At 62.7% G+C, this 26,552-nt stretch carries 23 protein-coding genes and 3 pseudogenes; 7 read left to right on the forward strand and 19 right to left on the reverse strand.

What is annotated here, in order from left to right; all coding sequences use genetic code 11:
• Positions 1-136 precede the first annotated feature (136 nt).
• Positions 137-1,879 (forward strand): FAD-dependent oxidoreductase, encoded by a 1,743-nt coding sequence (locus BPHY_RS33040; RefSeq protein WP_012405822.1) that lies wholly within the window; start codon positions 137-139, stop codon positions 1,877-1,879.
• A gap of 28 nt (positions 1,880-1,907) precedes the next feature.
• On the opposite strand, the gene BPHY_RS33045 is transcribed toward BPHY_RS33040, so the two are convergent.
• Entirely contained in the window at positions 1,908-3,641 is a 1,734-nt protein-coding gene (locus BPHY_RS33045; RefSeq protein WP_012405823.1) for a PQQ-binding-like beta-propeller repeat protein, read from the reverse strand.
• A 189-nt stretch (positions 3,642-3,830) separates the two neighbouring features.
• Here BPHY_RS33045 and BPHY_RS33050 point away from each other — a divergent pair, with 189 nt between their 5' ends.
• Positions 3,831-4,508: a hypothetical protein gene (locus tag BPHY_RS33050; RefSeq protein WP_012405824.1), complete on the forward strand. Its 678-nt coding sequence runs from the start codon at positions 3,831-3,833 to the stop codon at positions 4,506-4,508.
• On the opposite strand, the gene BPHY_RS33055 is transcribed toward BPHY_RS33050, so the two are convergent.
• From BPHY_RS33055 to BPHY_RS33075, 5 genes are all read right to left on the reverse strand, one after another.
• Entirely contained in the window at positions 4,500-5,516 is a 1,017-nt protein-coding gene (locus tag BPHY_RS33055; RefSeq protein ID WP_012405825.1) for a LysR family transcriptional regulator, read from the reverse strand. The two genes, BPHY_RS33050 and BPHY_RS33055, sit on opposite strands and share 9 nt — an antisense overlap.
• 108 nt (positions 5,517-5,624) lie before the next feature.
• Positions 5,625-6,032, reverse strand: a complete 408-nt coding sequence (locus tag BPHY_RS33060) for a cupin domain-containing protein (protein WP_012405826.1) — start codon at positions 6,030-6,032, stop codon at positions 5,625-5,627.
• Between the two features lie 32 nt (positions 6,033-6,064).
• Positions 6,065-6,544: a carboxymuconolactone decarboxylase family protein gene (locus tag BPHY_RS33065; RefSeq protein ID WP_012405827.1), complete on the reverse strand. Its 480-nt coding sequence runs from the start codon at positions 6,542-6,544 to the stop codon at positions 6,065-6,067.
• A gap of 169 nt (positions 6,545-6,713) precedes the next feature.
• Positions 6,714-7,595 (reverse strand): RNA polymerase sigma-70 factor, encoded by an 882-nt coding sequence (locus BPHY_RS33070; RefSeq protein ID WP_012405828.1) that lies wholly within the window; start codon positions 7,593-7,595, stop codon positions 6,714-6,716.
• Positions 7,596-7,776: 181 nt separating this feature from the next.
• Positions 7,777-8,937: a porin gene (locus BPHY_RS33075; RefSeq protein ID WP_012405829.1), complete on the reverse strand. Its 1,161-nt coding sequence runs from the start codon at positions 8,935-8,937 to the stop codon at positions 7,777-7,779.
• Here BPHY_RS33075 and BPHY_RS42165 point away from each other — a divergent pair.
• Positions 8,936-9,115 (forward strand): hypothetical protein, encoded by a 180-nt coding sequence (locus tag BPHY_RS42165; RefSeq protein ID WP_157686884.1) that lies wholly within the window; start codon positions 8,936-8,938, stop codon positions 9,113-9,115. The two genes, BPHY_RS33075 and BPHY_RS42165, sit on opposite strands and share 2 nt — an antisense overlap.
• Before the next feature lie 51 nt (positions 9,116-9,166).
• Here the strand turns inward: BPHY_RS42165 and BPHY_RS33080 are convergent, their stop codons facing one another.
• The 4 genes from BPHY_RS33080 to BPHY_RS33095 form a co-directional block, all read right to left on the reverse strand.
• A complete protein-coding gene (locus BPHY_RS33080) occupies positions 9,167-9,547 on the reverse strand; it encodes a response regulator (protein WP_012405830.1) in 381 nt (126 codons plus the stop codon).
• A gap of 180 nt (positions 9,548-9,727) precedes the next feature.
• Positions 9,728-10,756, reverse strand: coding sequence for an aldo/keto reductase (locus tag BPHY_RS33085; protein ID WP_012405831.1), 1,029 nt, complete (start codon positions 10,754-10,756; stop codon positions 9,728-9,730).
• 272 nt (positions 10,757-11,028) lie between these two features.
• On the reverse strand, positions 11,029-11,946 hold the full coding sequence (locus BPHY_RS33090) for a sterol desaturase family protein (RefSeq protein ID WP_012405832.1): 918 nt from the start codon (positions 11,944-11,946) through the stop codon (positions 11,029-11,031).
• Between the two features lie 279 nt (positions 11,947-12,225).
• The gene (locus tag BPHY_RS33095) at positions 12,226-13,242 is read right to left on the reverse strand and encodes a VTT domain-containing protein (protein WP_012405833.1); all 1,017 of its coding nucleotides are present in this window, start codon (positions 13,240-13,242) and stop codon (positions 12,226-12,228) included.
• Between the two features lie 243 nt (positions 13,243-13,485).
• Here BPHY_RS33095 and BPHY_RS33100 point away from each other — a divergent pair, with 243 nt between their 5' ends.
• Complete coding sequence (locus tag BPHY_RS33100; protein WP_244257802.1) at positions 13,486-13,824, forward strand: PleD family two-component system response regulator; 339 nt, start codon at positions 13,486-13,488, stop codon at positions 13,822-13,824.
• Positions 13,825-13,879: 55 nt separating this feature from the next.
• Here the strand turns inward: BPHY_RS33100 and BPHY_RS33105 are convergent, their stop codons facing one another.
• From BPHY_RS33105 to BPHY_RS33130, 6 genes are all read right to left on the reverse strand, one after another.
• Positions 13,880-15,517: a gamma-glutamyltransferase family protein gene (locus tag BPHY_RS33105; protein ID WP_012405835.1), complete on the reverse strand. Its 1,638-nt coding sequence runs from the start codon at positions 15,515-15,517 to the stop codon at positions 13,880-13,882.
• A 51-nt stretch (positions 15,518-15,568) separates the two neighbouring features.
• A complete protein-coding gene (locus BPHY_RS33110) occupies positions 15,569-16,453 on the reverse strand; it encodes an ABC transporter permease (protein ID WP_012405836.1) in 885 nt (294 codons plus the stop codon).
• Positions 16,453-17,397, reverse strand: a complete 945-nt coding sequence (locus BPHY_RS33115; protein ID WP_012405837.1) for an ABC transporter permease — start codon at positions 17,395-17,397, stop codon at positions 16,453-16,455. The genes BPHY_RS33110 and BPHY_RS33115 overlap by 1 nt, the downstream gene beginning before the upstream one ends.
• 5 nt (positions 17,398-17,402) lie before the next feature.
• A complete protein-coding gene (locus BPHY_RS33120; protein WP_012405838.1) occupies positions 17,403-18,899 on the reverse strand; it encodes an ABC transporter substrate-binding protein in 1,497 nt (498 codons plus the stop codon).
• 72 nt (positions 18,900-18,971) lie between these two features.
• A complete protein-coding gene (locus BPHY_RS33125) occupies positions 18,972-20,039 on the reverse strand; it encodes an ABC transporter ATP-binding protein (RefSeq protein ID WP_012405839.1) in 1,068 nt (355 codons plus the stop codon).
• The gene (locus tag BPHY_RS33130; RefSeq protein ID WP_012405840.1) at positions 20,036-21,058 is read right to left on the reverse strand and encodes an ABC transporter ATP-binding protein; all 1,023 of its coding nucleotides are present in this window, start codon (positions 21,056-21,058) and stop codon (positions 20,036-20,038) included. Before BPHY_RS33130 ends, BPHY_RS33125 begins: the two co-directional genes overlap by 4 nt.
• 148 nt (positions 21,059-21,206) lie before the next feature.
• Between BPHY_RS33130 and BPHY_RS33135 the strand changes: the two genes are divergently transcribed.
• The gene (locus BPHY_RS33135; RefSeq protein WP_012405841.1) at positions 21,207-22,088 is read left to right on the forward strand and encodes a LysR family transcriptional regulator; all 882 of its coding nucleotides are present in this window, start codon (positions 21,207-21,209) and stop codon (positions 22,086-22,088) included.
• A 346-nt stretch (positions 22,089-22,434) separates the two neighbouring features.
• On the opposite strand, the pseudogene BPHY_RS44300 reads toward BPHY_RS33135, so the two are convergent.
• Positions 22,435-22,653, reverse strand: a pseudogene (locus BPHY_RS44300) (response regulator); the annotation flags it as partial.
• Positions 22,654-22,981: 328 nt separating this feature from the next.
• On the opposite strand from BPHY_RS44300, the gene BPHY_RS33150 reads away from it, so the two are divergent.
• Complete coding sequence (locus BPHY_RS33150) at positions 22,982-24,253, forward strand: patatin family protein (protein WP_012405842.1); 1,272 nt, start codon at positions 22,982-22,984, stop codon at positions 24,251-24,253.
• A gap of 31 nt (positions 24,254-24,284) precedes the next feature.
• A pseudogene (locus BPHY_RS44305) lies at positions 24,285-24,545 on the forward strand (hypothetical protein); the annotation flags it as partial.
• 46 nt (positions 24,546-24,591) lie between these two features.
• Here BPHY_RS44305 and BPHY_RS40310 read toward each other — a convergent pair.
• Both BPHY_RS40310 and xylB read right to left on the reverse strand, forming a co-directional pair.
• A pseudogene (locus BPHY_RS40310) lies at positions 24,592-24,947 on the reverse strand (cation:dicarboxylate symporter family transporter); the annotation flags it as partial.
• Between the two features lie 113 nt (positions 24,948-25,060).
• Positions 25,061-26,521, reverse strand: a complete 1,461-nt coding sequence (gene xylB / locus BPHY_RS33155) for a xylulokinase (protein WP_012405843.1) — start codon at positions 26,519-26,521, stop codon at positions 25,061-25,063.
• Positions 26,522-26,552: the final 31 nt, after the last annotated feature.

The raw sequence follows: 26,552 nt of genomic DNA on the forward strand, positions 1-26,552 counted from the left end.
GACTCGAACGATGCAAACATTGATGCAGACCATGTCTGCCGATCCGCGCCAACTCGATTACCCTGTTACTTACGTCCGCCCTGACATCCGCTAACGATCCACGCACCATCCCCTCAATCGCCGAGGACTGTCCGCGATGAGCAATGAGTCAACGCCGTCAGATGCAGCGCCTGCGGGCCAATCGCCTACTGACGCAAACCCGCTCGAAGCCGACGCGCTGCTCGAGGACCCGAGCGTGCGCGATCATCCGCGGCATCAGCAGATGTTCCCCGTCCTCACGGACGCCGAGATCGAGCGAATCAGGCGCTTCGGCACACCGTCGCGCTACACGCGAGGCGCCCTGCTGTATCGCGCGGGAAGCCTGTGTCCCGGCGTGTTCGTGCTGCTGTCCGGCCAGGTGCGGATCATTGGCCGCGACGGGCTCGGCCACGAACGGATCATTCACACGTACACGACGCGCGGCGAATTCACGTCGGACGTGACGCAACTGTCGAACAAGCCCGCCGTCGTCGACGCGCATGTGACGGAAGATGTCGAGGCGATCCTGCTGCGTCCCGAGGAACTCAGCGCGCTGATGATCAGCGAAGCCGATCTCGGCGAAAAGATCATGCGCGCGCTGATCCTGCGGCGCGTACTCGTCATCGAACGCGGGCATGGCGTGGTGCTTGTCGGCCCTTCCGGCAACGCGCGGCTGCGCGCACTGGAAAACTTCCTGCGCCGCAACGCGTTTCCGAGCATGACGCTCGACGCGGATACGGACGCCGAGGCGATCGCGTTGCTGGAACGCCTGACGCCGCAACCGGACGACTTTCCACTCGTCGTCTGTCCGGACGGCACGGTGCTGCGCAACCCCGATGAAGGGCAACTCGCATCGTGCCTCGGGCTGATCCCCGAATTCGATCCCGCGCACGTCTACGATGTCGCGATTGTCGGCGCCGGTCCCGCTGGACTCGCGGCCGCCGTGTATGCGGCCTCGGAGGGACTGTCCGTCGCCGCGCTCGATTGCCGCGCGCCGGGCGGACAGGCGGGCACCAGTTCACGCATCGAAAACTATCTGGGATTTCCGACGGGCATTACGGGGCACGCACTGGCGGGCCGCGCGTTCGTGCAGGCGCAGAAGTTCGGCGCGCACATCGGCATTCCGTGCGAAGTCCGCGCCCTGTATTGCGACAAGCTGCCGCCCGTCGTCGAACTCACGGATGACCGGCGCATCACCGCGCGCACGGTCGTGATCGCGACGGGCGCGGAATATCGCAGACCCGACGTCGAAGGGCTGGAACGTTTCGAGGGCTCCGGCGTGTATTACTGGGCCACGCCCATCGAGGCGCGTCTGTGCCGCAAGGAACCCGTGCTGCTGATCGGCGGAGGCAATTCTGCGGGACAGGCTGTCGTATTTCTCGCGTCGCACGCCGAGCACGTGCACATGTTCATCCGCAGCGCAAGCCTCGAGCACAGCATGTCGCACTATCTGATCGAGCGCATTCTGGCACTGCCGAATGTGACGCTGCATACGCGAGTCGAACTCACCGCGCTCGAAGGCGATGCACGCCTCGAGCGCGTGCGCTATCGTGGCGCGGGCGGCATCGAAGGAAGCATGACGACACATCATCTGTTCGTCTTCATCGGCGCGGAGCCGAACACAAGCTGGCTCGCGACATGCGGCGTGGCGCTCGACGACAGGAGCTTCGTCCTGACAGGCCCCGACATTCCCGGCGCCGGCCTGCAGTCGATGTCGCTGCAAACCAGCGTGCCGGGCGTGTTCGCGATCGGCGACGTGCGCTCCGGTTCGACCAAACGCGTCGCGTCGGCGGTTGGCGAAGGGGCGGCCGTGGTCGCGCAAATACATCGGCTTCTCGCCGGCGCGCGGGCGGCCTGCTAGCGCCAGCAACCGCGCCCGGCTGCCGCGTCTACTTCAGCAAGCCGAACACTGCGACGCCGTTCGTCGTGCCGACATACACGTGTCCATGCGCGATCATCGGCGTGATGTACTTGTTGCCGGCACCGAACGTGTCGCGCGAGCCCGACTGATTGCTGTTGTACAGCTCCTGCGCGAGATCGGCGGCGTTGAACGCATGCAGCGCGGCCGTCGTGCCGTTTTCCGCCGCCCACACAATCGCGTTCTGCGAACCGTTGGCCGAGATGCTCGGCGTCGTGCCCGGATACGGGAACTTGCCCGCGCTTTGCGACGAGGGTGTCGTGGCGAGACGCGCACCGCTGACGGGAAATGCCTTCAGATTGTCGCCGACGGAGCCGTAGTACACGACGTTGCCGAAAAACGCTGGCGTGGTGAAGACGCCGCCGATCAACTGGCTGTCGATCTGCTGCCAGATCGCGTTTCTGCCGCTGTTGAACTTGCCCATGTTGTCGCGATCGACGACATAGATTTTCGAATCCTTGCCCGACCCGAGCGCGAGGTGGCGGGTCGCGCCGCTCCCGTCGACAAGATCGGGCAATACGATCGCCGCGCCCGAACCCAGGTCGGCGTCGTTGGCGGACTGCGCAACGGTGTCGAAGGTGGCGAAATAGTCGGCGACCGAAAGGCTCCCCGCGGTTCCGAGCTTGATGAAAGCGTTGCCGAAATTTCCATTCGATGGAAAACCTTGCCCGTTCAACGTCGTGTCGAACGTGCCGTTCGCATCGAGCAGATAGAGCGACGTGCCGTCCGACGCCATGCCGCCGCCGCCCATCCATACCGCGCCGCCTGTGCCGTTCGGCGTCAGGTTCAGCGCGCTCGTCTGCGCGAGCGTATCGGCGTTGTAGGCCATCACCCAGCCGCCGTAGACGCCCTGATCGCAGTGCGACGTCCATCCGAGGTACACGTTCCCGTTCACCAGCGTCAGCGCCTGCCGCTCCGCATACTGCTGCGGATCGAAGGTGGTCACGCCGTTGCTGCTGTTCGCGCCGCTGCCCGGATACCTGCCACTGATATCGACGGGTCCGCCGAGCAATTCCGCGCCCGTCGCGAGATCGACGGCATGCAGACGCTGATGAATCGTGCCGTTCGCTTCCTTGCTCATTGCGACCGCGTACATCACGCCGTTCGACCCGCGGCTTCGATCGATCACGGGCGTCGCCGTGATGCCGATCTCGGGAGAAATCTGCTGACAGTTGCGCGGATCGCTCGTCGTTTCGCCCGCGCCGAGCAATGACCGCTGCCAGAGCTGCGCGTTGGTGTCGGCGTCGAATGCGTACACGCTCGCATGCTCGGTCACGACGTAGACGACGTTGTGCGCCGCACCGCTCACCGGCACGTTGCTGACATACAAAGGTTGCGCATCGACCTTGCCGTCGACGGAAAGGAACGCCACCTTGCCGAACGACGCAGCGTTGACGTTGGACGGCGTCAGCGTGGTTTCAGCGAGGTATTGTCCAGTGCGGCCCAGATCGTTGTGATAGGTCAGCACATCGACCGACATTGCAGAGGCGCCGCCCCCGCCCGTGCCGCTCGAACCACCCGAGCCGCCTGAACCACCCGAGCCGCCTGAACCACCCGAGCCGCTCGGCGCGCTGGTCCCGCTCGAGCTGGTGCTGCTGGAAGAACCTCCGCCACTACAGGACACGCAGATTGCCGCGACGACGCAGAGCACGGCGACGTGCCGGAAACTGCCTGAGGGGGAATGCAAGCGGTGCGAGCGGTTCATGGACGTCTCCCAGGCGGTCTGGCGACCGCGAAGATTATCGGCCTCGCATTAACGGAGTCGCTTAACGGCAATGTGGCGAATTCCCGGCATCACCGATGAGCAATTTGCGTACCGCGAAGAAAGTCGACTCAAGCGACGGAATCCACCGCACGGCACGTGTCATACCCCTACCGTTCGGGGATCTTCGACATGATTTCGAAGCCGGCAAGCCGACTGTCATTCGTCGCGCCATGGATCGCACTGACGACAGCCCGCTGTGCGCACGCCGCCGCCCCGAACCCGTCGCGACACTACGCGCCCGTCGTCCATGTCGCCGATCAACGGTTGACAATGCACACACGGGACGGCGACGGCACGTTGCCACTCTACGCCGATCGCAGCATCGACGGTACGGCACCCAGCGTAACGCACGTCTTCATCATCATTCACGGCACGTTGCGCAATGCGCTCGATTATTTCGCCGCCGGAAAGCAGATGCTCGCAGCAGCCGGCGCGCGCGCGAACGAAAGCATGATCGTCGCGCCGCAGTTTCTGACGACGCTTGATCTGCACGTTTTCGCGCTGGGCCGCGCGACGCTGGCCTGGTCCGAAGGCGGTTGGAAAGGAGGCGCTGTTGCGCGCCGGCCGTCGCCCGTCAGTTCGTTCTCCGCACTCGATGCGCTGCTCGAACACTTCGGCAATCGTCAGCTTTATCCTGCGTTGTCGACGGTGATGGTCGTCGGGCATTCGGCGGGTGCGCAGTTCGTGCGCGTCGGACACGACGGGCGGCGGATGCTGACATCAGCGTGTGGCGTCGCCGCGCTGTTCGATCGCCCGACGCCTGCTGCCTGTCCCGTCGCAAGCGCCACGCCGCCCCTATCAGACTGATACGCTCTCGTTTTCCGTAGATAAAGCGTCAAGCGTAGTCAGGCGATGCAGATCGAGCGCTCGCGTGTGCTCAGTCATATAGTCGACGAACACGCGAATGCGCGCGGGCAAATGCTTGCGGCTCAGATAGCAGATGTAGTGGCCGCTGTCGTCGGGCGCATACTGCGTGAGACAACTCACGAGCCGTCCCTCGCCCAGCAGATCGCACACCTGGTAGCCCGGCAATTGCGCGAGGCCTTGTCCATCGAGCACCGACTGCAAGATCAGATCGGGATCGTTGAACGTGTGTGAGGCGTGTGGATGGTGCCTCAGCGGCAGTCCATCGACCCTGAACTCCCATTCCTTCAAGCGTCCCGACGCCGTGCGGAAATTGATGCAGCCATGATGGGCAAGTTCGTCGACGTGGCGCGGCAAGCCATGCGCCTGAACGTACGATGGCGCTGCGCACACGATCATCTGCATCGGTATCAGTTGACGCGCGACGATCTCGCTGTCTTCCATGCGTCCTTCGCGAAACGACACGTCGATACGGTCGGCGGTGAAGTCCGCGGGACGATCGTTGAGCAGCAGCTCGAGTGCGATGTCGGGATACTGCGCGTGGAAGCCGCGCAGCAGCGGCGCCACGATCTTGCGCCCGAAGCCTGGGGTCGAGTAAATGCGCAGTCGTCCACGGGGCGGACCGCTGCGCAGTTCACGCATTTCTTCGAGCGCCTGGACGATGCGCTCCACGCCCGCCTGGCAATTCTCAAAGAACAGTTCGCCCTCGCGTGTCAGCGACGTGCTGCGGGTGGTGCGCAGAAAGAGGCGCGTATCGAGCTGCGCCTCGAGCTTCTGCACGTTCCGGCTGACGGACGAGCGCCCGATGCCGAGGCGATCGCCCGCTCTCGCGAAGCTGCCCTCGTTGGCAACGGCAATAAAGGAGACGACGCCGGCGAAACTCGTTGCGAACGTGCTCGCAATCGGATCGTCGGCGCCAGTGACGGAGCGGCGCGGTGCGTAATCTGACATGGAAGCGCAAAAATTGAAGTCCCTATGTGACTAGACGTTTGAGCGCTTCTGTTTGTGACGTGCGTCCGCGGTTTTTTCCGCCGAACCTCGTGCGAACGCCTGCTGGCCTCACTTCTCGGGCACCAGAACGGGCGCGCCCTTGTCCTTCAGCAGGAGCACGAGAAACTTTGCCGGTTTCGTCTTGCTCGCGTTGCGTCCGACCGTGTGCACATCGTCCGGACCTTCATAGAAGGACTGCCCCGGCTTCAGCGTAACTTCCTTGCCGCCCTTCACCTGCATCACGATCGTGCCTTCCAGCACGTAGATAAAGCCGTGTGCATTATGACGATGCACCGGGTCCACCGCGCCGGGCGGATACTCGACCGCGATCATCAGCGCTTCCTTGCCCGGGTAGTCCTCCAGCGGCTGGGTCATCACGGGAGTGACAATCGCTTCGGGTGCCGCGGCCGAGGCCTGGCCCGTCAACGCGCCCGTTGCAAGGAGCACGGACACGGCTATTCTCTTCAATCGAAACATGACGCGCTCCTCACAAAGAAACACGCGTCGACTCAGGCGAGGTTTGCCTTGTCGAGGCCGAATGCCTTATCGGACGAACCTGGCACCGTGCGGAATGCGACGTTCGCACGGTTCCAGCCGTTGATGGCCATCACTTCGAACGTCAGGTCCGACAGTTCCTTCTCGGAGAACTGGCCGCGCACGCGCTCGTAGATCTCGTCGGGCACACCGTGCTCGGGAAGCGTCGTCAGCACCTCCGTCCACGCTAGCGCGGCTCGCTCGCGCGGCGAGAACAGCGTCGACTCGCGCCAGACCGCCACGTGATGCAGGCGCAGTTCCCGCTCGCCGTGGATGCGCGCTTCCTTCACGTGCATGTCGAGGCAAAAACCGCAGCCATTGATTTGCGATGCGCGGATATTGACCAGATCGCGAATCGGTTCTTCGATAGTGCAGTCGTTCAGCAGCGTGCTGAACTCCACAAACTTCTTGCACAACTCCGGCGATTGCTGAAAGTAGTTGATACGCTGAGTCATGATTTCTCCTGGCGACAATGACAGAGTCATCCGTGCAGACGGATGCCGTTCACGGCGATGAGCCGCACGGAAGTCATCGTAGGGTCGCGAGGCGCATCGCGGTAGACATACGGACGGGCTCACGGTGTTGCCTTTCAGGCACCAATGCCGTGAGCCGCCGTATCGTTGCTCAGAGCGCGCCGTATGCAGCGGCGATACGCGCGAGCTTGTCGGGATTGCGTTGCACATGGATTTCGACGATACGCTCGCCGTCCGTTTCGAACGATTGCGCGGATTCGAGCTGCCCTTCGATATAGCGCAGGAACGCCGGCCGGCCGTTGAGCGTCACAAGCCTGATATGAACCCCGCCGGGGTAGCGGCGCAACGCCGCGTAGAACAGCTGCGCGATGCGCCGCCCGCCTACCACCGGTTTCGGCAGGCTCGTCACCTTGCCGCCGCCGTCCCCGATCAGGATCGCGTCTTCCGCGAGGAATGCGCTAATCGCATGGAAGTCCGCGCGTTCCAGTGCCTGTGCAAAGCTCTGCAACAACTGGCGATGTGTCTCGCGCGGCACCGCACGGCGCGGGCGCTCGTCGCGCAATTGCGCCTTGGCGCGGCTCACCAGCTGACGGCACGCGGCTTGCGTCTTGCCGATCGCATCGGCGACTTCGTCGTAGTCAGCGTCGAAGACTTCGCGCAGCAGGAACGCCGCACGCGCTTCCGGCGTAAGCCGCTCGAGCAGCATCAGAAACGCCACGGAGACGTCGTCCGCGCGCTCCGTCACTTCTTCCGGCGTGACGGGAGAATCCGTGATTTCCGGCTCAGGCAGCCAGATGCCTGCGTAGTGTTCGCGCTCGACTTTCGCGGCCCGCAAGCGGTCGATGGACATGCGCGTCGTCACGGACACGAGCCATGCCTCGGCGTTGTCGATGCTTGTGCGATCAGCCGAATGCCAGCGCAGCCAGACGTCCTGCACGATGTCTTCCGCTTCGGCGACCGAGCCGAGCATCCGGTATGCGATTTTTTGCAGGCGCGAGCGAAGCTGGTCGAATGCGAGGGCGTCGGCGTCCATGAGATCGTTCCCTGGTCGTTTCCATCAGACGGAAACAGTGAAGGCGTGGCGGGCAAAAGGCGGCAAAACTGAAGTGTGCCACGGACGCCCCGGCAGGGACGGGATAAGGGACACGAACGCTTAGTCGCCGGGCAAGACGCGCGCATTGCAAGCCATGCGTCTGCTCCCGCTACGTTACACGTCAGAATGTGTGGCGCATGCCGACTGTCACGGCCACTTGCGAATCCGTCGACGAAGGCGACAGCGTATTGATCATTGCGTGCGACAGCACCGAATCAGCCGGTGCGCCATGCACATTCTGATACACGCCTTCGAGGTAGAAGTCAGTGCGCTTGCTGACCGCGTAATCCGTTTGCAGCATCGCCGTATTCCAGCCCGGCGCCGAGCCGTTGTACGCGCCATGCGTGTACGTGTACGCGCCCGACACGCTCAATGCCGGCGTGAGCGCGTACTTCGCGTTCACCTCGTAATTGTCGAGGCGCAGCGAACCGGCCAGCGTGCCCGCCGAAGAATCGTTCGCGCCGAGATAAGTACCTGTGCCGAACGAGAACACGCCCGACGCATTGTCGATCTGCGTATGACTCCATACAAGGCCGACGGTCGCCGGGCCGAAGGTGTAGTTGCCGCCGAGCGACCATATGCGCTGACGTTCCGCGATGAAGTTCGCGCTCGCATCGGACGACGTGATCGCGCCGCTGCTATTGCCCGCGTTGTTGAATTGCAGGTACCCCGCCGCCAGATTGAGCGGCCCCATCGCATACGACAGGCCGAAGCCATACGAGCGATTGTTCGCGAAGTCACCCGCCTTGTTGCTGAAGCCGTACATCGTTGCGAATGTCACGCCGCGATACGTCGGGCTGGTGTACTTGACCGTGTTGTTCACGACGACGGAGTTCGCCGCCAGGTTGTCGTTCTCGAACGGATGCGCGGCCATGCTTCCGCCCCACGTGTTGAACTCCGCCGTCAGCGGGCCGACGAGGTCGTTCATCACGTCGAACTGGCGACCGAACGTCAGCGTGCCATACGGGTCGCTTTGCAGACCGACCCACGCCTGCGAACCGAAGGCGTCGCCGGCGAATGCCTGCGCGCCGTTGTTGAGCAGGAAGCCCTGTTCGATCTTGAACACGGCATGCAGGCCGCCGCCAAGATCTTCCGTTCCCTTAAGGCCGAATACGGTGTTCTGCGTCGAGCTGCTCAGCAGTTGCCAGTTGCTGTGACCCATCTGGTTGTTGGTGTACACCAGGCCGGTGTCGATCAGGCCGTAGAGCGTGACGCTGCTTTGCGCATGCGCTGAAACAGTGAAAGCGCCAAGGAGTGCGAGGGCGAGTAAGGATTTCTTCATGTTGTCTGGCTCCGTGATGATGCTGCCAAGAATCGATCGGCGAGCGCGCAATTTCGGGCGCGCGATCATAAAAGAGCAGGCGATGGTTTGGCAACCGGAATTGCGCCTGACTCAACGCAGCGGATTCATCATAGAGTCGACAAAAACATCTCGTGTCGAAGTGCGCAATAGAAAATAAACGCGTGGGCTCCTGGTTTATCGACATCTTTCAAATACATGGCGCGCTCGATCAGGGCCGTCTGCGGCGCCCATCGGCGGCGCGTTCGAGCAGCAGCCGATCCATTGCTGTCAGCAGTTCGGAAGGATCGAGCGGCTTGCGCAAAAAGCCGTCGTAATAGACGAATGCGGGTGGACTCGGCTCGCCCGACACGAGGATGAATACAATCTCCGCGAGATCGCGTTCGTTACGAACGTGATGGCACAGCACGCTGCCTGACATCACGGGCATGCGCCAGTCGGCAACCACGATATCGACTTCCCGCTTGTGCAGGAGGTCGAGCGCCGCCCGCCCGTCCTCCGCCATGCAGGTGTCGTAACCGTGCGACTCGCACACGCCTTGCCACGCGTCCAGCGTCTCAACGTCATCGTCCACAAGCAGCACTGTCGGCATAGCTGGCCTCGCTCATGACCATTCGATGCACCGCTCGCGTCCGCTTCGTGACGTTCGAGCGCCCCCTCATACATTGCCGTACAACCAGATCGAAAGACGCGCGCCGCGTTTCATGCCGAACCCGCAGCGTCGTCCTTCATTCAACCGCCTTGTGTGCGCTGCTCGCCGGTTCCGGTTCTTCTAAACCGGGAACGGATTGCGCTCCGCAAAGCCTTCCTGATGCCAGTATGGATAGACGGGCCGGACCTTGCTTGCTTCATCGAGCTTCGCGACCTGCTCCGCCGTCAGGTTCCAGCCTACTGCACCCAGGTTCTGACGCAACTGCTGCTCGTTGCGCGCGCCGATCAGCACTGTCGAAACCGTTGGCCGCTGCAGCAGCCAGTTCAACGCGATCTGCGGAATTGTCTTGCCCGTTTCTTCAGCGATCGCGTCGAGTGCATCGACGACGCGATACAGATACTCGTCGGGAACGGGCGGCCCCATGTCGGCCGTCTTGTGCAGACGGCTCTGATCCGGCAGCGGCTGGCCGCGACGAATCTTGCCCGTCAGGCGGCCCCAACCGAGCGGGCTCCACACGACGGCCCCTACTCCCTGGTCAATGCCGAGCGGCATCAGTTCCCATTCGTAGTCCCGGCCAATCAGCGAATAGTAAGTCTGGTTAGCGACGTAACGCGGATAGCCATAACGCTGCGCGACGTCGAGTGATTTTTGCAGATGCCAGCCCGAGAAATTCGACACACCCGTATAGCGGATCTTGCCCGCGCGCACGAGATCGTTCAGCGTCGACAGTGTTTCTTCGACAGGTGTTTTTGCATCGAAGCCATGCAACTGGAACAGATCGATATAGTCGGTTTGCAAGCGCTCGAGCGCTGCATCGACAGCCTTGATCAAATGGAATCGCGACGAACCCACGCTATTCGGATCGTTTTCATCGAAACGAAATGTGGCCTTGGTCGAGATGATGGTTTTTTCGCGGCGGCCCTTGAGCGCCTCGCCAAGGATCGATTCCGATGCGCCATTCGAATAGATGTCGGCGCTGTCGAACAGCGTGACACCGGCATCGAGGCAAATGTCGATGAGCTTGCGCGCTTCCGCGACGTCAGTTGCGCCCCACGCCTGAAAGAATTCGCCTTTGCCGCCGAACGTTCCCGTGCCGAAACTGAGTACGGGCACCTTGAATCCTGACGCGCCCAGGTGACGATATTCCATGTTGGCCTCGTTGATGGATCGTTGGATGATGCAGCGCACTCGCACTCGCACTCGCACTCGCACTCGCACTCTGCGATGCGAGTATGAACGTCAGGTCGATAGACTACTCCATTGGCCCGCGGCGTGCTGGGAAGTGCGCGGGCGCCAATGCCACTGAAAGCAGCGCTTGGATATCCAGAATGAATAACTAAAAGAAAGCGTCAAACGACATTTGGAAAGCCGGCAGGGCGCGCAATTTCATGCGCGCCCTGCTTCTGGTTATTGCCCGTGCATCAGCCGTCGACGGTCGCGCACTCGCCACGCATCGCCTTGCCCTTGCTGCGCAGTTCTTCCGTCGTTTCGCCGCCGCCGTTCGGCAGCCATCCGGGCGGCTGGATCACGTGGTTGATCGCGATCCACACACTCTTCGCCGTCAAGACATCGCGGATCAGCGTAGCCCAGTGCTCGAATTCGACGACGAACGGATTACGCGAGGTAGTCGGCGTGACGAGACCGTAGCGGCAGGGTTCGTCGGCGCGCTCTTCGATGTAGGTGCCGAATAGCCGGTCGAAAACGATCAGCACGCCGCCGTAGTTCGCATCCAGATAGTCGACGTTCGACGCATGGTGCACACGGTGGGCGGACGGCGTATTGAACACATATTCGAGCCAGCCGAGCTTCGGCACCCATGTCGTATGCAGCCAGAACTGGTACAGCAGATTGATGTAGAGCGTGGTCAGCACGACTTCGGGGCGCACGCCGAGGAACACGAGGGGCGCGAAGAACATTGCCGAGCCGGTCAGTTTGCCCGTCACGCCGAGACGGTACGCAGTGGACAGCGTCAGCTGGTTCGGCGAATGATGCACAGCATGCGTCGCCCAGAAGAAGCGCACGCGGTGCGATACGCGGTGATACCAGTAATAGCAGAACTCCTGTCCGATGAAGAGCGCGAACACCATCAGCGCGCTATTGATCTGCACGGTGAACAGGCGATGGTCCCACGCGAGATTGAACACGGGTGTCGCGAGCGAGAGCGGCAGCAGCGCGAGCAGCCGGCGCGCGACGAGATCGAAGAGCGAAATCCAGACTTCGTACCACGCGAACGGCGCGGCCGAATTGCGGCTCTTGCGGGTGAGAACGACCGCTTCGATGAACGATGCGACGACAACGAAGGCTGTTCCGAAGAGAACGAGTTGTGTGAGGTTTTCCATGACGATGCCATAACGGTTTGTGGCGGGAGGTATCGTCTGCGGTGGGATTGGGATCAGTGCATCGCATCCGATGTGTGCACTGTAGAGATGACGGCCGTTACAGGCTATGCAGAAGTTATTTCACGCCATGTCACGGCGCTCAACGCCTTGCCGGATGGGGCTTCCGGCAGGTTTGGCGGCGCGTGGAAAAGGCCCCGCGCATGGGGAGATATTGCAGCAACAGCCGCCTTGCGAACGGCCGCGCCAAATCGCGATGGCTCGTGGATGTTGCGCCGGAAATTAACCCGGCATCGTGGCGCGCACGGTGTACTCGCCTTCCGGCACTTCGATGCCGAGCCGTTCGACGGACGTGTAGAAGTCGGCAGGTAGCGGTTCGACGGGATAGCCGCGCTTTTCCCATGCGTCGAGCCCGCCCTTCAGTGCGCGCGCGTGATGAATGCCCTTGCGGTGCAGTTGCCCGATGATGCGTTTAGCCGTCGCTTCGCTCGGACACACGCAATACACGACGATGGGATGCGCGAGTAGCGTGGCGTCGAGTTTCTCCGGCGAGTCGAGGTCGAGCGGATAGGCGCCGGCGATACGGTAGGCCTCTTTTTCGCGCACGCTGCGCGGTCTTGCGTCGAAGATCAGCGGCGGCGCGTCGGAACGCATCATGGTGTCGAGCTGGTCGGGGCTGATGCGCATTTTCGCGAGCCAGCGGCGAAACTGCGTGCGACGCACCCAGCGATACAGCAGCACCGTCACGCAGATCGCGGCGAACGCGTCGAAGATGGTGCCGCCGTTGTGGCGGACGAGCAGCATCGCCTGCACGATCTCGTCATGCAGCGCAGCGCCGCCGATCAGATACGCGCCCGTCCACAACGACGCGCCGACGGCGTCCCACAGCAGGAACACGCCGGGTGCGATGGCTGTCGTGCCGAGCAGCGGCGCGGAAATCAGGCCGAGGCCGGGCAGAAACTTGGCGAGCGTGAGAATCGGCGCGCCGTGCCGTTCGAAGACACCGCGTGCCATGCGCAGTGTCGTATCGAGCGACAGGGAAAAACGTACGAGCCCGTTGAGAAGGCGCCGGCCGCGCACGCGACCGACGAAGAACCATAGCGAATTGGCCAGCAGCGTCGCGCCGACGGCCGCGCCGAACACGGCGGCATACGAGACCTGCCCCATTGCGGCCATCGTCCCGGCGAGCATCAGCATCGGCGCGGCGGGCACGGGCACGCCGAGTTGCGTGATCAACACGCTGAGGAAGACGGCCCAAGGGCCTAACGATGCGGGGATGGCGGTGGGGAAATGCCACACGGTGAGGTGTTCCTTTGGTGTCTCTTCAAGGCGGGTTGTTCCGGCGTGCGATTTTAGACGGGATCGGCTTTCCGTGTGTTTCTGGCGGGCAATCGTATGCGGGTAAAAATTGCTGGCTTATTACTCGCGGTGTGTTTTCCACGTGCTCGTTCGTTGTTTTCTTGCTGGCATCCGCGTAATGTCTTTGGTCTGCTGGCGTTGCCCCTGTGCGCGGCGGCACCTACTTTTCTTTGCCCGCCGACCGTGATTCTCGTCGACGCCGTATCGCCCGACACCAACGGCATGCAACTGTGCGCGGCGTTAAAGAAAGAGTCTCGCCTGGAAGGCGTGCCCGTGCTGCTGATGACGGAAGGCACGAACAGCGACACCACCGACTACGACCACGCATTGCTCGAAGGTCTCGCCGATAGTGTGCTGAATCACGCACACGCGACCGTGCTCAAGGCTCGCGTGAAAACCGCGATTGCGTCCGTCCATGCAGACCGGAAACGGATGCGCGCGATACGCGAATACTGGCTCGCGGTCGAAAAAGCCGCGCTGCGCGTCGAACGCAAGGACGGCGAAGGCACGCTTCCCGAATGAGCGGCGCGGGCGCTCGCGTGCCGCGCCCCTTGCGTCGCGCGCAAGATCGCTTCGTTCAGAACCCCGCCGCGAGGCCGTCGCGCCGGCTATCGCTCGCTGCGACATAACCCCGATCGGGCTCATCGCGGTCCAGCTTCCAGATGAACTGACCTGAGCCGAAATCCATATAGGGATCGTAGATCGACTTGATCGTATGGCCGAGACCTTCGAGTTGCTGCGCAGTGTCCCGGTCGAGCGTCGCTTCGACGTCGATCGTGAAATCGCGGTTGACCTTCCAGCGTGGTGCGTCGCACGCGGCCTGCGGCTGCTGACCGTAGTCGAGCATGCGCACCACCGTCTGCAGATGCCCTTGCGGCTGCATGTCGCCGCCCATCACGCCGAAGCTCATCACCGCCTCCTGCCGGCCCTCCACCTGCTGCGTGAGAAACGCAGGAATGATGGTGTGGAACGGCCGCTTGCCGCCCTCGACGACGTTCGGCGATGTCGGGTCCATCGAAAAACCGCAACCCCGGTTTTGCAGCGAAATGCCGAAATCGGGCACAACGCAGCCGGAGCCGAAGCCCATGTAGTTCGACTGGATGAAGCTGACCATCATGCCGCGCTCGTCAGCCGCCGACAGATAGATCGTGCCGCCCGCTTTCGGCATGCCAAAACCGAAATGCGTCGCGCGCTTCGCGTCGATCAGCTTCGCTCGTGACTTCAGGTACGCATCGTCGAGCATCTGCTCGGGCGTGACTTCCATCGAGCGCGGATCGGCCACGTAGCGATAGACGTCCGCGAACGCGAGCTTCATCGCTTCGATCTGCAGATGCTGCGATTCGATCCCGTCGACCTTCATCGAAGCCATATCGAACTGCTCGAGAATGCCAAGCGCGATCAGCGCTGCTATGCCCTGCCCGTTCGGCGGAATCTCGTGCACCGTGTAGCCGCGATAATTTTTGCCGATCGGCTCGACCCAGTCGGGCTGATAGCTGCGCAGATCGTCGAGCGTCATCGCGCCGCCGCATTCGCGCGAGAACGCCGCGATCCGCTCGGCGATTTCCCCTTCGTAGTATGCGCGCGGGCCTTTTTCAGCGAGCAGCCGCAGCGTCTTCGCGTGGCCCGGCATTCTGATCAGTTCGCCGACTTCGGGCCCGCGGCCGTGCGGCATGAATGCATCGGCGAAACCCGGCTGGTTCTTCAACTCCGGCACGGCAGCCGCCCACTTGCGCGCGACGACGCTCGCAACGGCATGACCGCGCCCGGCGATTTCGATGGCGGGCTCCATCAGGTCCGCGAACGGCAGCGAGCCGAACTTCTTGTGCAACGCTTCCCAGCCCGCGATCGCGCCCGGCACCGTTACGGTGTCCGCGCCTCGCACGGGTTGGATCGCGACGCCGTTGTTCTCGCCGTATTTGCGCTTGAAGTAATCGACGTTCCATGCGGCGGGCGCGACACCCGACGCGTTCAGCCCATGCAGCCTCTGGCCGTCCCACACGAGCGCGAACGCATCGCTGCCGAGACCGTTCGACACCGGCTCGACGACGGTGATCGCGGCGGCCGCGGCGATCGCCGCATCGACGGCATTGCCGCCTTTCCACAGCATGCGCAGACCGGCCTGCGCGGCGAGTGGCTGCGAAGTCGACACGACGTTGCGCGCGAACACGGGCATGCGCACTGTCGGATAAGGATTTTGCCAGTTGAAGCTAGTCATGTTGTCACTCTGATGTTCGACGATGCCATCGCGGCAAGGTCATGGAAAGAATCAGGACTCGCGCGGATCGAGTGCGTCACGCAGACCGTCGCCGAGCAGGTTGAAGCCGAGCACAGCCAGGAAGATCGCGATGCCGGGAAAAATCGACATCCACGGCGCCTGGCTGACGAAGTCTTTGGCCGTGTTGAGCATCGCCCCCCACGAAGGCGCGGGCGGTAATTGCCCGAGTCCGAGGAACGACAGGCTGGCTTCGGCAATGATGGCACTCGCCACCGTGAGACTGGCCTGCACGATGATGGGCGGCAGCACATTCGGCAGAATGTAACGCAGAATGATGCGCGCATGGTCGAGACCGATGGCGCGCGCGCCTTCCACATACTCTTCGGCCTTGACGCTGATCGCCTGCCCACGCGTGAGGCGGATGAAACGCGGCATCGCCGAAATGCCGATCGCGGCCATCGCGTTCGTCAGGCTCGGCCCGAGGAATGCGCTCAGCGCGATCGCGAGAATCAGGAACGGAATGGACAGCAGCGCATCGGCGATACGCGAGATCACGCCGTCGACGAGCTTGCCGAAATAACCGGCCAACAAGCCGAGCGGCACGCCGAGCACCACGGCAATGCCCACCGACACGACGCCCGCCAGCAGCGACGCGCGCGCGCCGTAAAGCAGCCGGCTCAAGACGTCGCGGCCGAGTTCGTCGGTGCCGAACCAGTGTGCAGCCGACGGCGCCTGACGCACGGTCATGAAGCTCGCCTGCACGGGGTCGTACTGCGTGAGCCACGGCGCAAATACGGCCATCACGACGACCAGCGCAACCAGAAACGCACCGAACACAGCAGCCCGGTTGCGCACGAAGCGCACGAGCCCGCGGCGCTTGCGGCGCGGCAAGGCGCCCGCGGACGTGACGGAGCGGGCATCGAGTGGAGTAGCCATCAACTGCGCCTCAGTCGGGGATTGAGCAGGATATACAGCACGTCGGCGCCCAGATTCACCACGATGAACGCGAGCGCGGTGACGAGCACGACGCCTTGCACGACGGGATAGTCGCGGTTGAAAACCGCATCGACGACCAGCTTGCCGAAGCCGGGAATCGTGAACACCTGCTCGGTGAGCACGGCGCCCGCAAGCAGTTCGCCGAACAACAGCGCGAGCACGGTGACGATGGGAATCAGCGCATTGCGCAACGCATGCTTGACGACTACCGCGCCGCGCAACAGCCCCTTCGCGCGCGCAGTGCGGATGTAGTCGGTGCGCAAGACGCCGAGCATCGCGCTGCGCGTGTGCCGCATCAGTTGCGCGCCCAGCGCGGCGCCGAGCACGAACGCGGGCATCAGCATCGTCTTGATGCTGAGCCAGAAGTCCTCGCCCGGCGACACGTATCCCGACGACGGCAGCAAATGCCAGCGCACCGACACGATGAAGATCAGCATGATGCCGAGCCAGAAATTCGGAATGGACATGCCCGACAGCGCGAAGATATTCGCCGCGTAGTCGAGCGGTCCGCCGCGGCTCGCCGCCGAAATCACGCCGGCCGGTATGCCGATGCCGATTGCGAGAATCATCGCCATCACCGCGAGCTGAATCGTGACGGGCAGCTTCTGCGCGATCAGCGAGCGCACGGGCACGTCCGTACGCAGCGACGCGCCGAGGTCGCCGTGCGCGACGTCGCGAATCCACAGCGCGTACTGCGTCGGCACAGGCTGATCGAGGTGGTACTTCACGCGCAGCGTCGCAATGACCTGCGCGTCCTGATCCTCGCCTGCCATCGCCAGCACCGGGTCGCCCGGCAGCAGCTTCTGCAGGCCGAAGATCAGCATCGACACCAGAATCAGCGTCGGCACGGCCACCAGCATGCGATTCGCGATGATCCGCAGCATGACGCTCAACCCTTGACCGATACGCCGCGCAGACGCACGAGGCCGTCGGCGAACGGCGTGAAGCCCTGGACCTTCTTCGACAGCACGAACGGCCACGGCTGCGCGTAGATATAGACGATGGGATCGTCGTCGGCGAGGATCTTGCCGGCCGCGTCGTAGTCCGCCTTGCGCGCGGCCGGAGTGAGTTTCGTGCGCGCGCCGTCGAGCAAAGAGTCGACCTGCTGGTTGCAGTAGTGCGCGTAGTTCAGGTTGCCCGAACAGGTGTTGAACTGATGCAGATTGCCGTCCGGATCGACGCGGCCCGACCAGCCCGTGTACATCGCCTCGAAATCGCCGCTATGTCCGGCATTCAGTTCCGTCGCATAGTCGCTCGGGCGCAGCTTGAGCGTGATGCCGGATTCGCCGAGCATCGCCTGCAGCATCTGCGTGATCTGGCTCGCGACCGTGTTGTTCGGATACGCGAACTCGATGGTCGGATGCTCATAGCCCGACGCCTTCAGCAGCGCCTTCGCTTTCACGACGTCGCGTCTGGTGGTCGGCAGCGATGCGTTGTAGTACGGGCTCGATTTGGGAATGCCCTGATTGGCCGGCGTGAAGATGCCCGCGCCGATCACCTGGTCGATTGCATCGCGATCGATCGACAGCTCGAACGCCTGACGCACGCGCTTGTCCTTGAGCGGACCGTTGCCGCGCGGACCGTTGTTGATGTTGAACGTCACATAGTAGAAGCCAAGCCCCGTCACCGGCTTGAACTGCAGATTCGCGTCGCTCTTCACGGACGCGACATCGGAAGGCGCGAGTCGTTCGAGCATGTCGAGCGAGCCTGAACGCAGGTTTGCAAGACGCACGGTGCTGTCGGGGATCGGCTGGAAGACCACGCGCTGAATAGGGTACTTGTCGGCGTCCCAATAGCCGGCGAACTTCTCGAGTACGACACGATCGTTCTGCACGCGCTGCACGAACTTGTACGGTCCCGAGCAGACCGGGTGCGACGCGACACCCGCCGGGTCGGCGAGCGTTTTCGGCGCCAGCATCATGCCCGCGCGGTCGGACAGCGTGGCGAGCAGCGCGGCGTCCGGCTGCTTCAACACAATCGTCACGGTGCTGTCGTCGACCGCATCGACGTGATCGATCGACGACAGTTCGCTTTTGCGGTTGCTGGTCGGCAGGCTGCGGTAGCGGTCGAGATTCGCCTTCACGGCGGCCGCGTTGAACGGCTCGTCGTTCTGGAACTTCACGCCCTGGCGCAGCTTGAAAGTCATGCTCTTGCCGTCGGCGCTCGTCGTCCACGAAGTGGCGAGCATCGGCACGATTTTCAGGTCCGGCGTCACGTCGACGAGCGAATTGCACAACGACGCAAACACGATCCGGTCGACGAACTGCACGCTGCGCGCTGGATCGAGCGAACCGATATCGTCCTGCAAGCCAATGCGGATGGTGGTCTGGGCCATCGCGGCGGATGCGCTCAATGCGAGCGCTGCGGCAATCAACATTCTTCGCATGCGTGTGTCCTTGTTGACGTTCGGGTTGCCATCAGAAATTGAGCTAACGGTTCGTTTTCGCGTTCGCGGCGTTCAACGCTGCGCCTGTCTGTCGCGGTAAAGCGCGAGGCGTTCGTTGAGCTTCGCGCTGACGCTCGCGACGAGCGGCGCGCTGCTGCCCGCGTTCTGCACGTCGCGCCAGAAATGACAGGCCACCTGGCGTCCGCCCGGCAGCGCTTCGGCCAGCGGGCGTTCCTGCGAACAGCGCGGCTTCGCGTGCGGACAGCGCGTGTGAAAGCGGCAGCCTGGCGGCGGCGCGGTCGGACTCGGCAGATCGCCTTGCAACGCCGGCTTCGTGCGCCTCTGGTGCGGGCTGCTGGCGGGAATCGCGCGCAACAGCGCCTGTGTGTACGGATGCAGCGGCGTATCGAACAATGCGTCGACGGGTGCCAGTTCGACGATTTCGCCGAGGTACATCACCGCGACGCGGTCGCTCATGTGACGGATCACAGCGAGGTCGTGCGCAACCATGACGAGCGTGAGGCCGAGTTCGGCTTTCAGCGATTCGAGCAAATTGATCACCTGCGCCTGCACGGAGACGTCGAGCGCGGACACGGGCTCATCACCCACGATCAGCTTCGGCTCGCCGGCCAGTGCCCGCGCGATGCCGATGCGCTGCCGCTGCCCGCCCGAGAACTCGTGCGGATAACGCTCCGCGTACGCGGGTTGCAGGCCGACCTTGGTCAGGAGCCGCGCGACACGCTCGCGGCGCTCCGACGCGTTGCGTGCAAGACCGTGAAACGCCACCGGCTCGCCGATGATCTGGCCGATCGTCATGCCTGGATTGAGCGATGCAAACGGATCCTGAAAGATGATCTGCATCTCGCGGCGCAGCCGGCGCAGTTGCGCGCCCTGCCAGTGCGTGATGTCTTCGCCCTGATAGATCACGCGGCCTCGCGTCGCGTCGATCAGGCGCAGCAGCAGACGGCCGAGCGTCGACTTGCCGCAACCCGACTCGCCGACGATCGCAAACGTCTCGCCCGTCTGCACCGCGAACGACACATCATTGACGGCGTGCACGGTCGGCGTGCGCGCGAACATCTGACGGTCGCCGCCGAAGCGCTTGGTCAGCGCGCTCGCTTCGAGGATGTTCGGCTTCATGTCGTGACCTTCTGCTGCATGGGCTCGGCGAGCTGTTCGACGGGCGCCAGCCAGCACGCGACGCGATGCTCGCCCGACAGCGTGCGATCGGGCGGCGCCTCGTCGATGCAGCGCTGCTTCGCGAACGGGCAGCGCGGCGCGAAACGGCAGCCGCGCGGCATCTGTTCGGGCGATGGCACCGAGCCGCGGATCGTCGCGAGCGCACCTTCGCGCTTGCCGACGGACGGGATCGCGCCCATCAGGCCGATCGTGTACGGATGCTGCGGATCGTCGAACAGATCGGCGACCGTGCCGTATTCGACGATCCTGCCCGCATACATCACGGCGACATGATCCGCGACTTCGGCGACCACGCCGAGATCGTGCGTGATCAGCAGCATCGCCGTGCCCGTTTCCGCCTGCAGTGTGCGCACCAGCGACAGCACCTGTGCCTGAATGGTCACGTCGAGCGCGGTGGTGGGTTCGTCGGCGATCAGCAGACGCGGGCTGTTCGCAAGCGCCATCGCGATCATCACGCGCTGACGCATGCCGCCCGACAGTTGATGCGCAAACGCATCGAGCCGCGTTTCCGGTGCGGGAATATGGACGAGGCGCAGCATCTTCAGCGCTTCTTCACGCGCCTGCGCGCGCGGCATGCCGCGATGCCGCCGGATGCTCTCCCCAATCTGCTCGCCGATCGTGTAGGCGGGATTGAGCGAGGTCATCGGCTCCTGAAAGATCATCGACATGCGGTTGCCGCGAATGTCAGCCAGTTCGCGTTCCGACAGTGCGAACAGATCCTGCCCTTCGAAATGCGCCGTGCCCCCGACCCGTCGCGCGGGCGGACTTGCGAGCAGTCCCATCAGCGCCAGCGACGTGACGCTCTTTCCGCAACCCGACTCGCCAACCATGCACAAGGTCTCGCCGGCATGCACCGGGAACGAGACGTTGTCGACGACATTGGGCACATCGGGCGAGTTCGAAAACTTCAATGAGAAGCCTCGTACATCGAGAACCGGCCGGCGTTCTGCACCGGTCATGCCTGGTTGCTCCGCATCGTTTGCTCGTCCTTTCAGATCGTCATCGAATGATCATAATGGCGCGTCTCGTACAAAAAATATTAAACTTTCTTTTCGATGCTTAAGTTTTTCTCATGAGTCGATAACGGCTCGGAACCAGGACCTGCCCATGCCGACGCTTCGCATGCTGAAGACCTTCAAAGCCGTTGCGCGCACCGGCTCGTTCTCGGCCGCCGCCGACAAAGTCGCGCTGACGCAAGCCGCGGTCAGCCTGCAGATGCGCGGACTCGAAGAAGCCTTGGGGCGTCAGCTCTTCGACCGGCGAGGGCGGCAGATCACGCTGACGCAGCATGGCCACACGATCTGGCCGAAGGTCGAGCAGATTCTCGACCTGCTCGCCGAGCTGGAAGCGAAGCCGATGGACGCGATGGAGGGGCCCGTGACAATCGGTGCGGTGGTGTCGGTGATCGGTGCGCTGTCGCTCGCCGTCGCGCGGCTGAAGGCGGCGCATCCACGGCTCGACGTGCGGCTGCTGTCGGCGCGCTCCGACGAACTCGCGAACATGGTGGAGGCGGGCGAAGTGGACGTCGCCGCCGTGGTCGCGCGCGCGGACGAGACGCTTCCCGACACGCTCAAGTGGACCACGCTCTATACCGAGCAGATGATGCTCGTCGTCGGCCGGGATGTCGTCGATAACGACCCGCAGCGGATACTGCGCAGCCACGGTTTTCTGCGCTTCGACCGGCGCGTGCGCACCGGGCAGGTGGTCGAACAGGCGTTGCAGAAAGCGGGTCTGGTGGTGAACGAATATCTCGAACTCAATTCGATCGAGACGATCGTCGCGCTCGTGCGCGAGAAGGTGGGCGTCGCGGTGTTGCCGCTGCTGATACGCGGCAACTGGCTCAGCGACCCCTTGCTGCGCGTAATCCCGATATCCAGCCCGCCTACGCTGCGCACGGTGGGCATGGTGCAGCGCGCGTCGGACGACCGCAAGGCGCTGATGCGCGAGATCGTCGAGACGCTGCAGACGATGCCGCGCGAGAGGGCATGAGATGGTTGACGCGGTTCCACAAACAAATGAACCAGAAGAGGTCGCTGGCTAGAACGGCAAAAGCCAGTAGCGGTCCGAACAGATACAAAGCAAAGTCCATCCACGTATGCGCGGTAACTGTGCATACGTCGAGGCCGCCGCCGCACTCGCCCAGCGCGGGGCGCGCAGAGCTGGGAAAACGAAAGCGCGCTGCAAATTCGCGAGTCGATTGACGCGTACGGCGAATCAGATCCTCGCTGCCGCCAAAGCGCCTGACAATCGACTCTTTTCTTTCGAGCAGTTCGCTCGCCGCGGCTTCGTCTGCGGCGAGCGCTTCCATTGCGACGGGTGATGCAATCGCACGCGTCTGGGCGAGCAGCACGTTGACCAGATGCTTGACGTCGATCGGCTTGCCGACGTGGTCGTTCATGCCCGCCGCGAGACACGCTTCGCGGTCCGCACGGGTCGCGTTCGCCGTCATCGCGACGATCGGCAGCGCCGCGAAGCGGCCGTGCGCGCGAATCAGCCGCGTCGCTTCGAGTCCGTCGACGTCGGGCATCTGCACGTCCGTCAGCACTGCATCGAACAAACGCTCGTCTGCTACGAGCACACGCAAGCGGGCAAATGACTGTCACCCGGGGACGCCGGACGCCCCTTCGCGGACCCTTTGCTGCCAATCGCTTACCGTACCAGCGGTGGCTCTTTAGCGTTCGGTTTCGGCCATTGCATTGGAAATGCCGATAGCATTCGTCCAAGAGCACTTTGCGGGCCTCTCTAAGTCAGTTGACTTGGATCAACCGGCCAATCCTGACGCTGCCTAGCATCGACTGACAGGGAGCCGGGCGGAACTTGGGCGCGATGCAACAAGACGCGCGGTCTTGCTCAAGCGGGTTCCGAGGCGAGGAGGCCGAACCATGAAGAAATTTTTCGAGGTGTTGGTCAAGACTCTCGTCGTCAACAGGCTGAACATAGACTCCACTATCCTCGGGCTGTTCGCGGTCATCGTGCTCGGCCTGCAAGGGTGCACAACTACGCCTGGGCGCCTGCCAGCGGTCCCACACGAAATAACGGGTAGGGCTGAAATACCTGGCATGCCCGGCGTCCGCTACGTTGTCTTCGCCGATGCCCCAGAACTGACCCAAGCGGCTTTTGAGGCGTTAAAAAGGGAACAGGATTACCTCGCGCGGCATGGGCACACGGGCCCGTTTAGACCGGCGGTATTCCTTGCGATTTCGGGTGGTGGTGACAACGGCGCCTTCGCTGCGGGCTTATTGAATGCATGGACTGAAACAGGAACAAGACCGGAGTTCAAGCTCGTGACCGGTATAAGCACGGGCGCACTTATTGCGCCTTTCGCATTTCTCGGAGAGAAATATGACGCGACGCTAAAGCAGGTCTACACGACGATTTCGCCAAATGACGTGCTGGAAAAGCGCAGCCTGCTCGGAGGCGTGTTAAGCGACGCGATGGCAGACAATCGACCGCTTCTAGCGCTGACCCGAAAATTCGTGACTGAGGACCTTCTCAAGGAGATTGCTGCTGAGTATGCCAAAGGCCGCATGCTGTTGGTTGGCACGACGGACCTCGATTCACGCCGCGGCGTCATCTGGGATATGGGCAAGATTGCAACCTACGGCGGTCCTGCGGCATTGGACCTGTTTGTAAAGGTTCTGATCGCTTCGACTTCGATTCCAGGCGCTTTTCCTCCAATGATGATTGACGTGGAAGTCGGTGGAAAGCGCTACCAGGAAATGCACGTTGATGGCGGCGTAGTGGCACAAGTATTTGCATACCCAGCCACACTCCGCGTGGCAGAGGAGGCGAGTGCGCTCGGCGTCATTCGCGAACGCAAACTCTATATTATTCGCAACGCGCGACTCGATTCGGACTGGATGCAGGTGCAGCGCGCCACGATGAGGATCGCCTCTCGCGCGGTCGAATCGATGATCCAAAGCCAGGGCGTCGGCGACCTTTATCGCATCTACGCGACGGCGAATCGTGATGGTGTTGATTTCAACCTTGCGTTCATCCCGTCGAGCTTTCAAGCGCCCCACGAGGAAGAGTTCGATACCGAATACATGCGGGCACTATATTACACAGCCTACAACATGGCCCTGAAGGGCTACCCGTGGTCTAAAGCGCCACCCGGTTTCGCTTTGCCGAGCGCTGCGTCAGCAGGGAAATAGATTGCAGCCTCCGCCTCATTGGCTCGCCCGAATGCCCGCTGCCCTGTGGATGTTTGTGGGTGTAGCATTTGTCGCGTTCTACACCGCACAGTTGACAACGAAGCTGACCGTCGAGCAAATCCAGAACGTCGTCAACGGGCCGGACGATCTGCCCGGGAAGCTGGTCACCATACCGCATGGCGGCTCGGTCGTCAGATATGTCGGGAAACGCACATTTGAGGTGGGCGAATTCCCAGACATGGAAGTCAGCAGAAGATTCCTGCCGGCTTTGTCGTGGGATCACCCACGTCCGCTTTCGAGTGCCCTTCCGCCCTTGGGCGCGACATCTCGAATGTCCTTCATGGCCGGCTTACGGCAGTGCCACCGGCAATTCGCTCGCCGGAAACCAACCCCATCTCGAGCTTCGTTCGATCGAGCCCGCCTTCCCACGCCGATACCACAATCGTCGCCACGCCATTGCCCACGATGTTGGTCAACGCCCTGCATTCGGGGCGGCAAGGCCGCGTCCGACGTCGATGTGTCGAGCACGATCAGAAGCTCGTCGCGGATATAGGCAAGGAAGCGCCAGAGACTGAACCCGCATAGACGCGCAACGAGCCCGATGACCACCGCCACGAACAGAAACGCGGTGAAGATAGAACGCGCCGATCAGCTTCAGCATCGGGAGCAGCGAGACAATGCCGTAGCGGCCTATCGGACCGCTTTCGAAGGTCAAGGAAACATTCGGCCGTCGCCCTCAGAGCTGGCATCGAATGACAACTTCACGTTGCCTCTGTGGCCGTTGCCGGCAGCGCGATTTTCCGATGATCAAGCCTGAAATTCCGCTTTCAAGCTCACGTAAAGCCGTCGGTAACGCTCATATCGCTCCTGAGTGCTCGCCCGGGCGTCGGATTGGGGTTCGAAGGTATCGAGAACCAACGGCATCGAGCATACAGCGGAGACATCGTCTTTCCCGAGTGCGAGGCGAGCAAGGCGCGCCGCGCCGAGCGCGGCGCCAATGTTGCTTCCTTCATGAAGATGAAGCGGACAACCCAGCGCCGTCGCGCACAGGCGTCCCCAGAAGGCGCTCCTCGAACCGCCGCCGACAAACGATGCGCCATGTAGCTCGGTGCCAGCGCCACGGAGTGCCGCGTAACCATCGGCCATCGCGAACGCAACGCCCTCCATGACGCTATACGCCAGATGCTCGGCGCGATGCGATCCCGTCATGCCGAAGAAGACACCTTTTGCGGATGCATCGTTATGAGGCGTGCGCTCGCCATTCAGGTACGGCAGGAATATCGGCGGATTGCCGTCGCGCCCTTTCGGCGCGATGCCGACCAGTTCGGATACATCCGTCTTCAACAACGCAGACAGCCATTCCAGACTCGCAGCCGCCGACAGAATCACACTCATCTGATGCCATTGGTCAGGCAGACAGTGACAGAAAGCATGAACGGCCTCGCCGGGATTCGGCGCGTACCGCGCGGTACTGGCGAACAGTACGCCCGATGTCCCCAATGACAAAAACGCGTCGCCCGGATTTACGACGCCGATCCCTACCGCGCTCGCCGCGTTATCCCCTGCTCCACCGCACACAACGACGGGACCCGACACGCCCCACTCGCGGCGGAGCTCATCGCGCAGTTGCGCGGCAGGCTCACTCCCTTCCACGAGTCTCGGCATGTTGTCCCGCGACAACCCGGTCGCCGAGAGCATCCGGTCCGACCAATCACGTCGCGCGACATCGAGCCACAGCGTCCCCGACGCATCCGACATATCCGACACGAATTCGCCCGTCAGCTTCCATGCGACATAGTCCTTCGGCAATAGAACTTTATGGACGGAACGATAGACGGCGGGCTCGTACTTCGACAGCCACAAGAGCTTCGGGGCCGTAAATCCGGGCATCGCGAGATTGCCGGTAATGGTTCGCGAATCGGGGACCAGCGCTTCCAGTTCGACGCACTCGGCATAAGCGCGAGTATCGTTCCATAGAATGGCGGGCCGCAGCACATTGCCGCTACGATCGAGAAGCGTGGCCCCGTGCATCTGCCCTGACAGGCCAATGCCGCGCAACGCAGCAAACTCAGCCGCATGTTCAGTCCTGATGCCGCCGATCGCGTCAAGCGTCGCGTTCCACCACGCTTGCGGACTCTGCTCCGACCAGTGCGGGTGAGGATTCTCCACACGCAACCGGACGCCAACCGTAGCCACGACATTCGAATCGTCGTCGGTGAGCACAACCTTGACCTCGGAGGTACCCAGGTCGATTCCAAGAAAACTCAAGATCTGATTCCTCTCGTTATGTGGCGCGACA

The sequence above is a fragment of the Paraburkholderia phymatum STM815 genome, from assembly GCF_000020045.1.
GTDB classification, from domain to species: domain Bacteria; phylum Pseudomonadota; class Gammaproteobacteria; order Burkholderiales; family Burkholderiaceae; genus Paraburkholderia; species Paraburkholderia phymatum.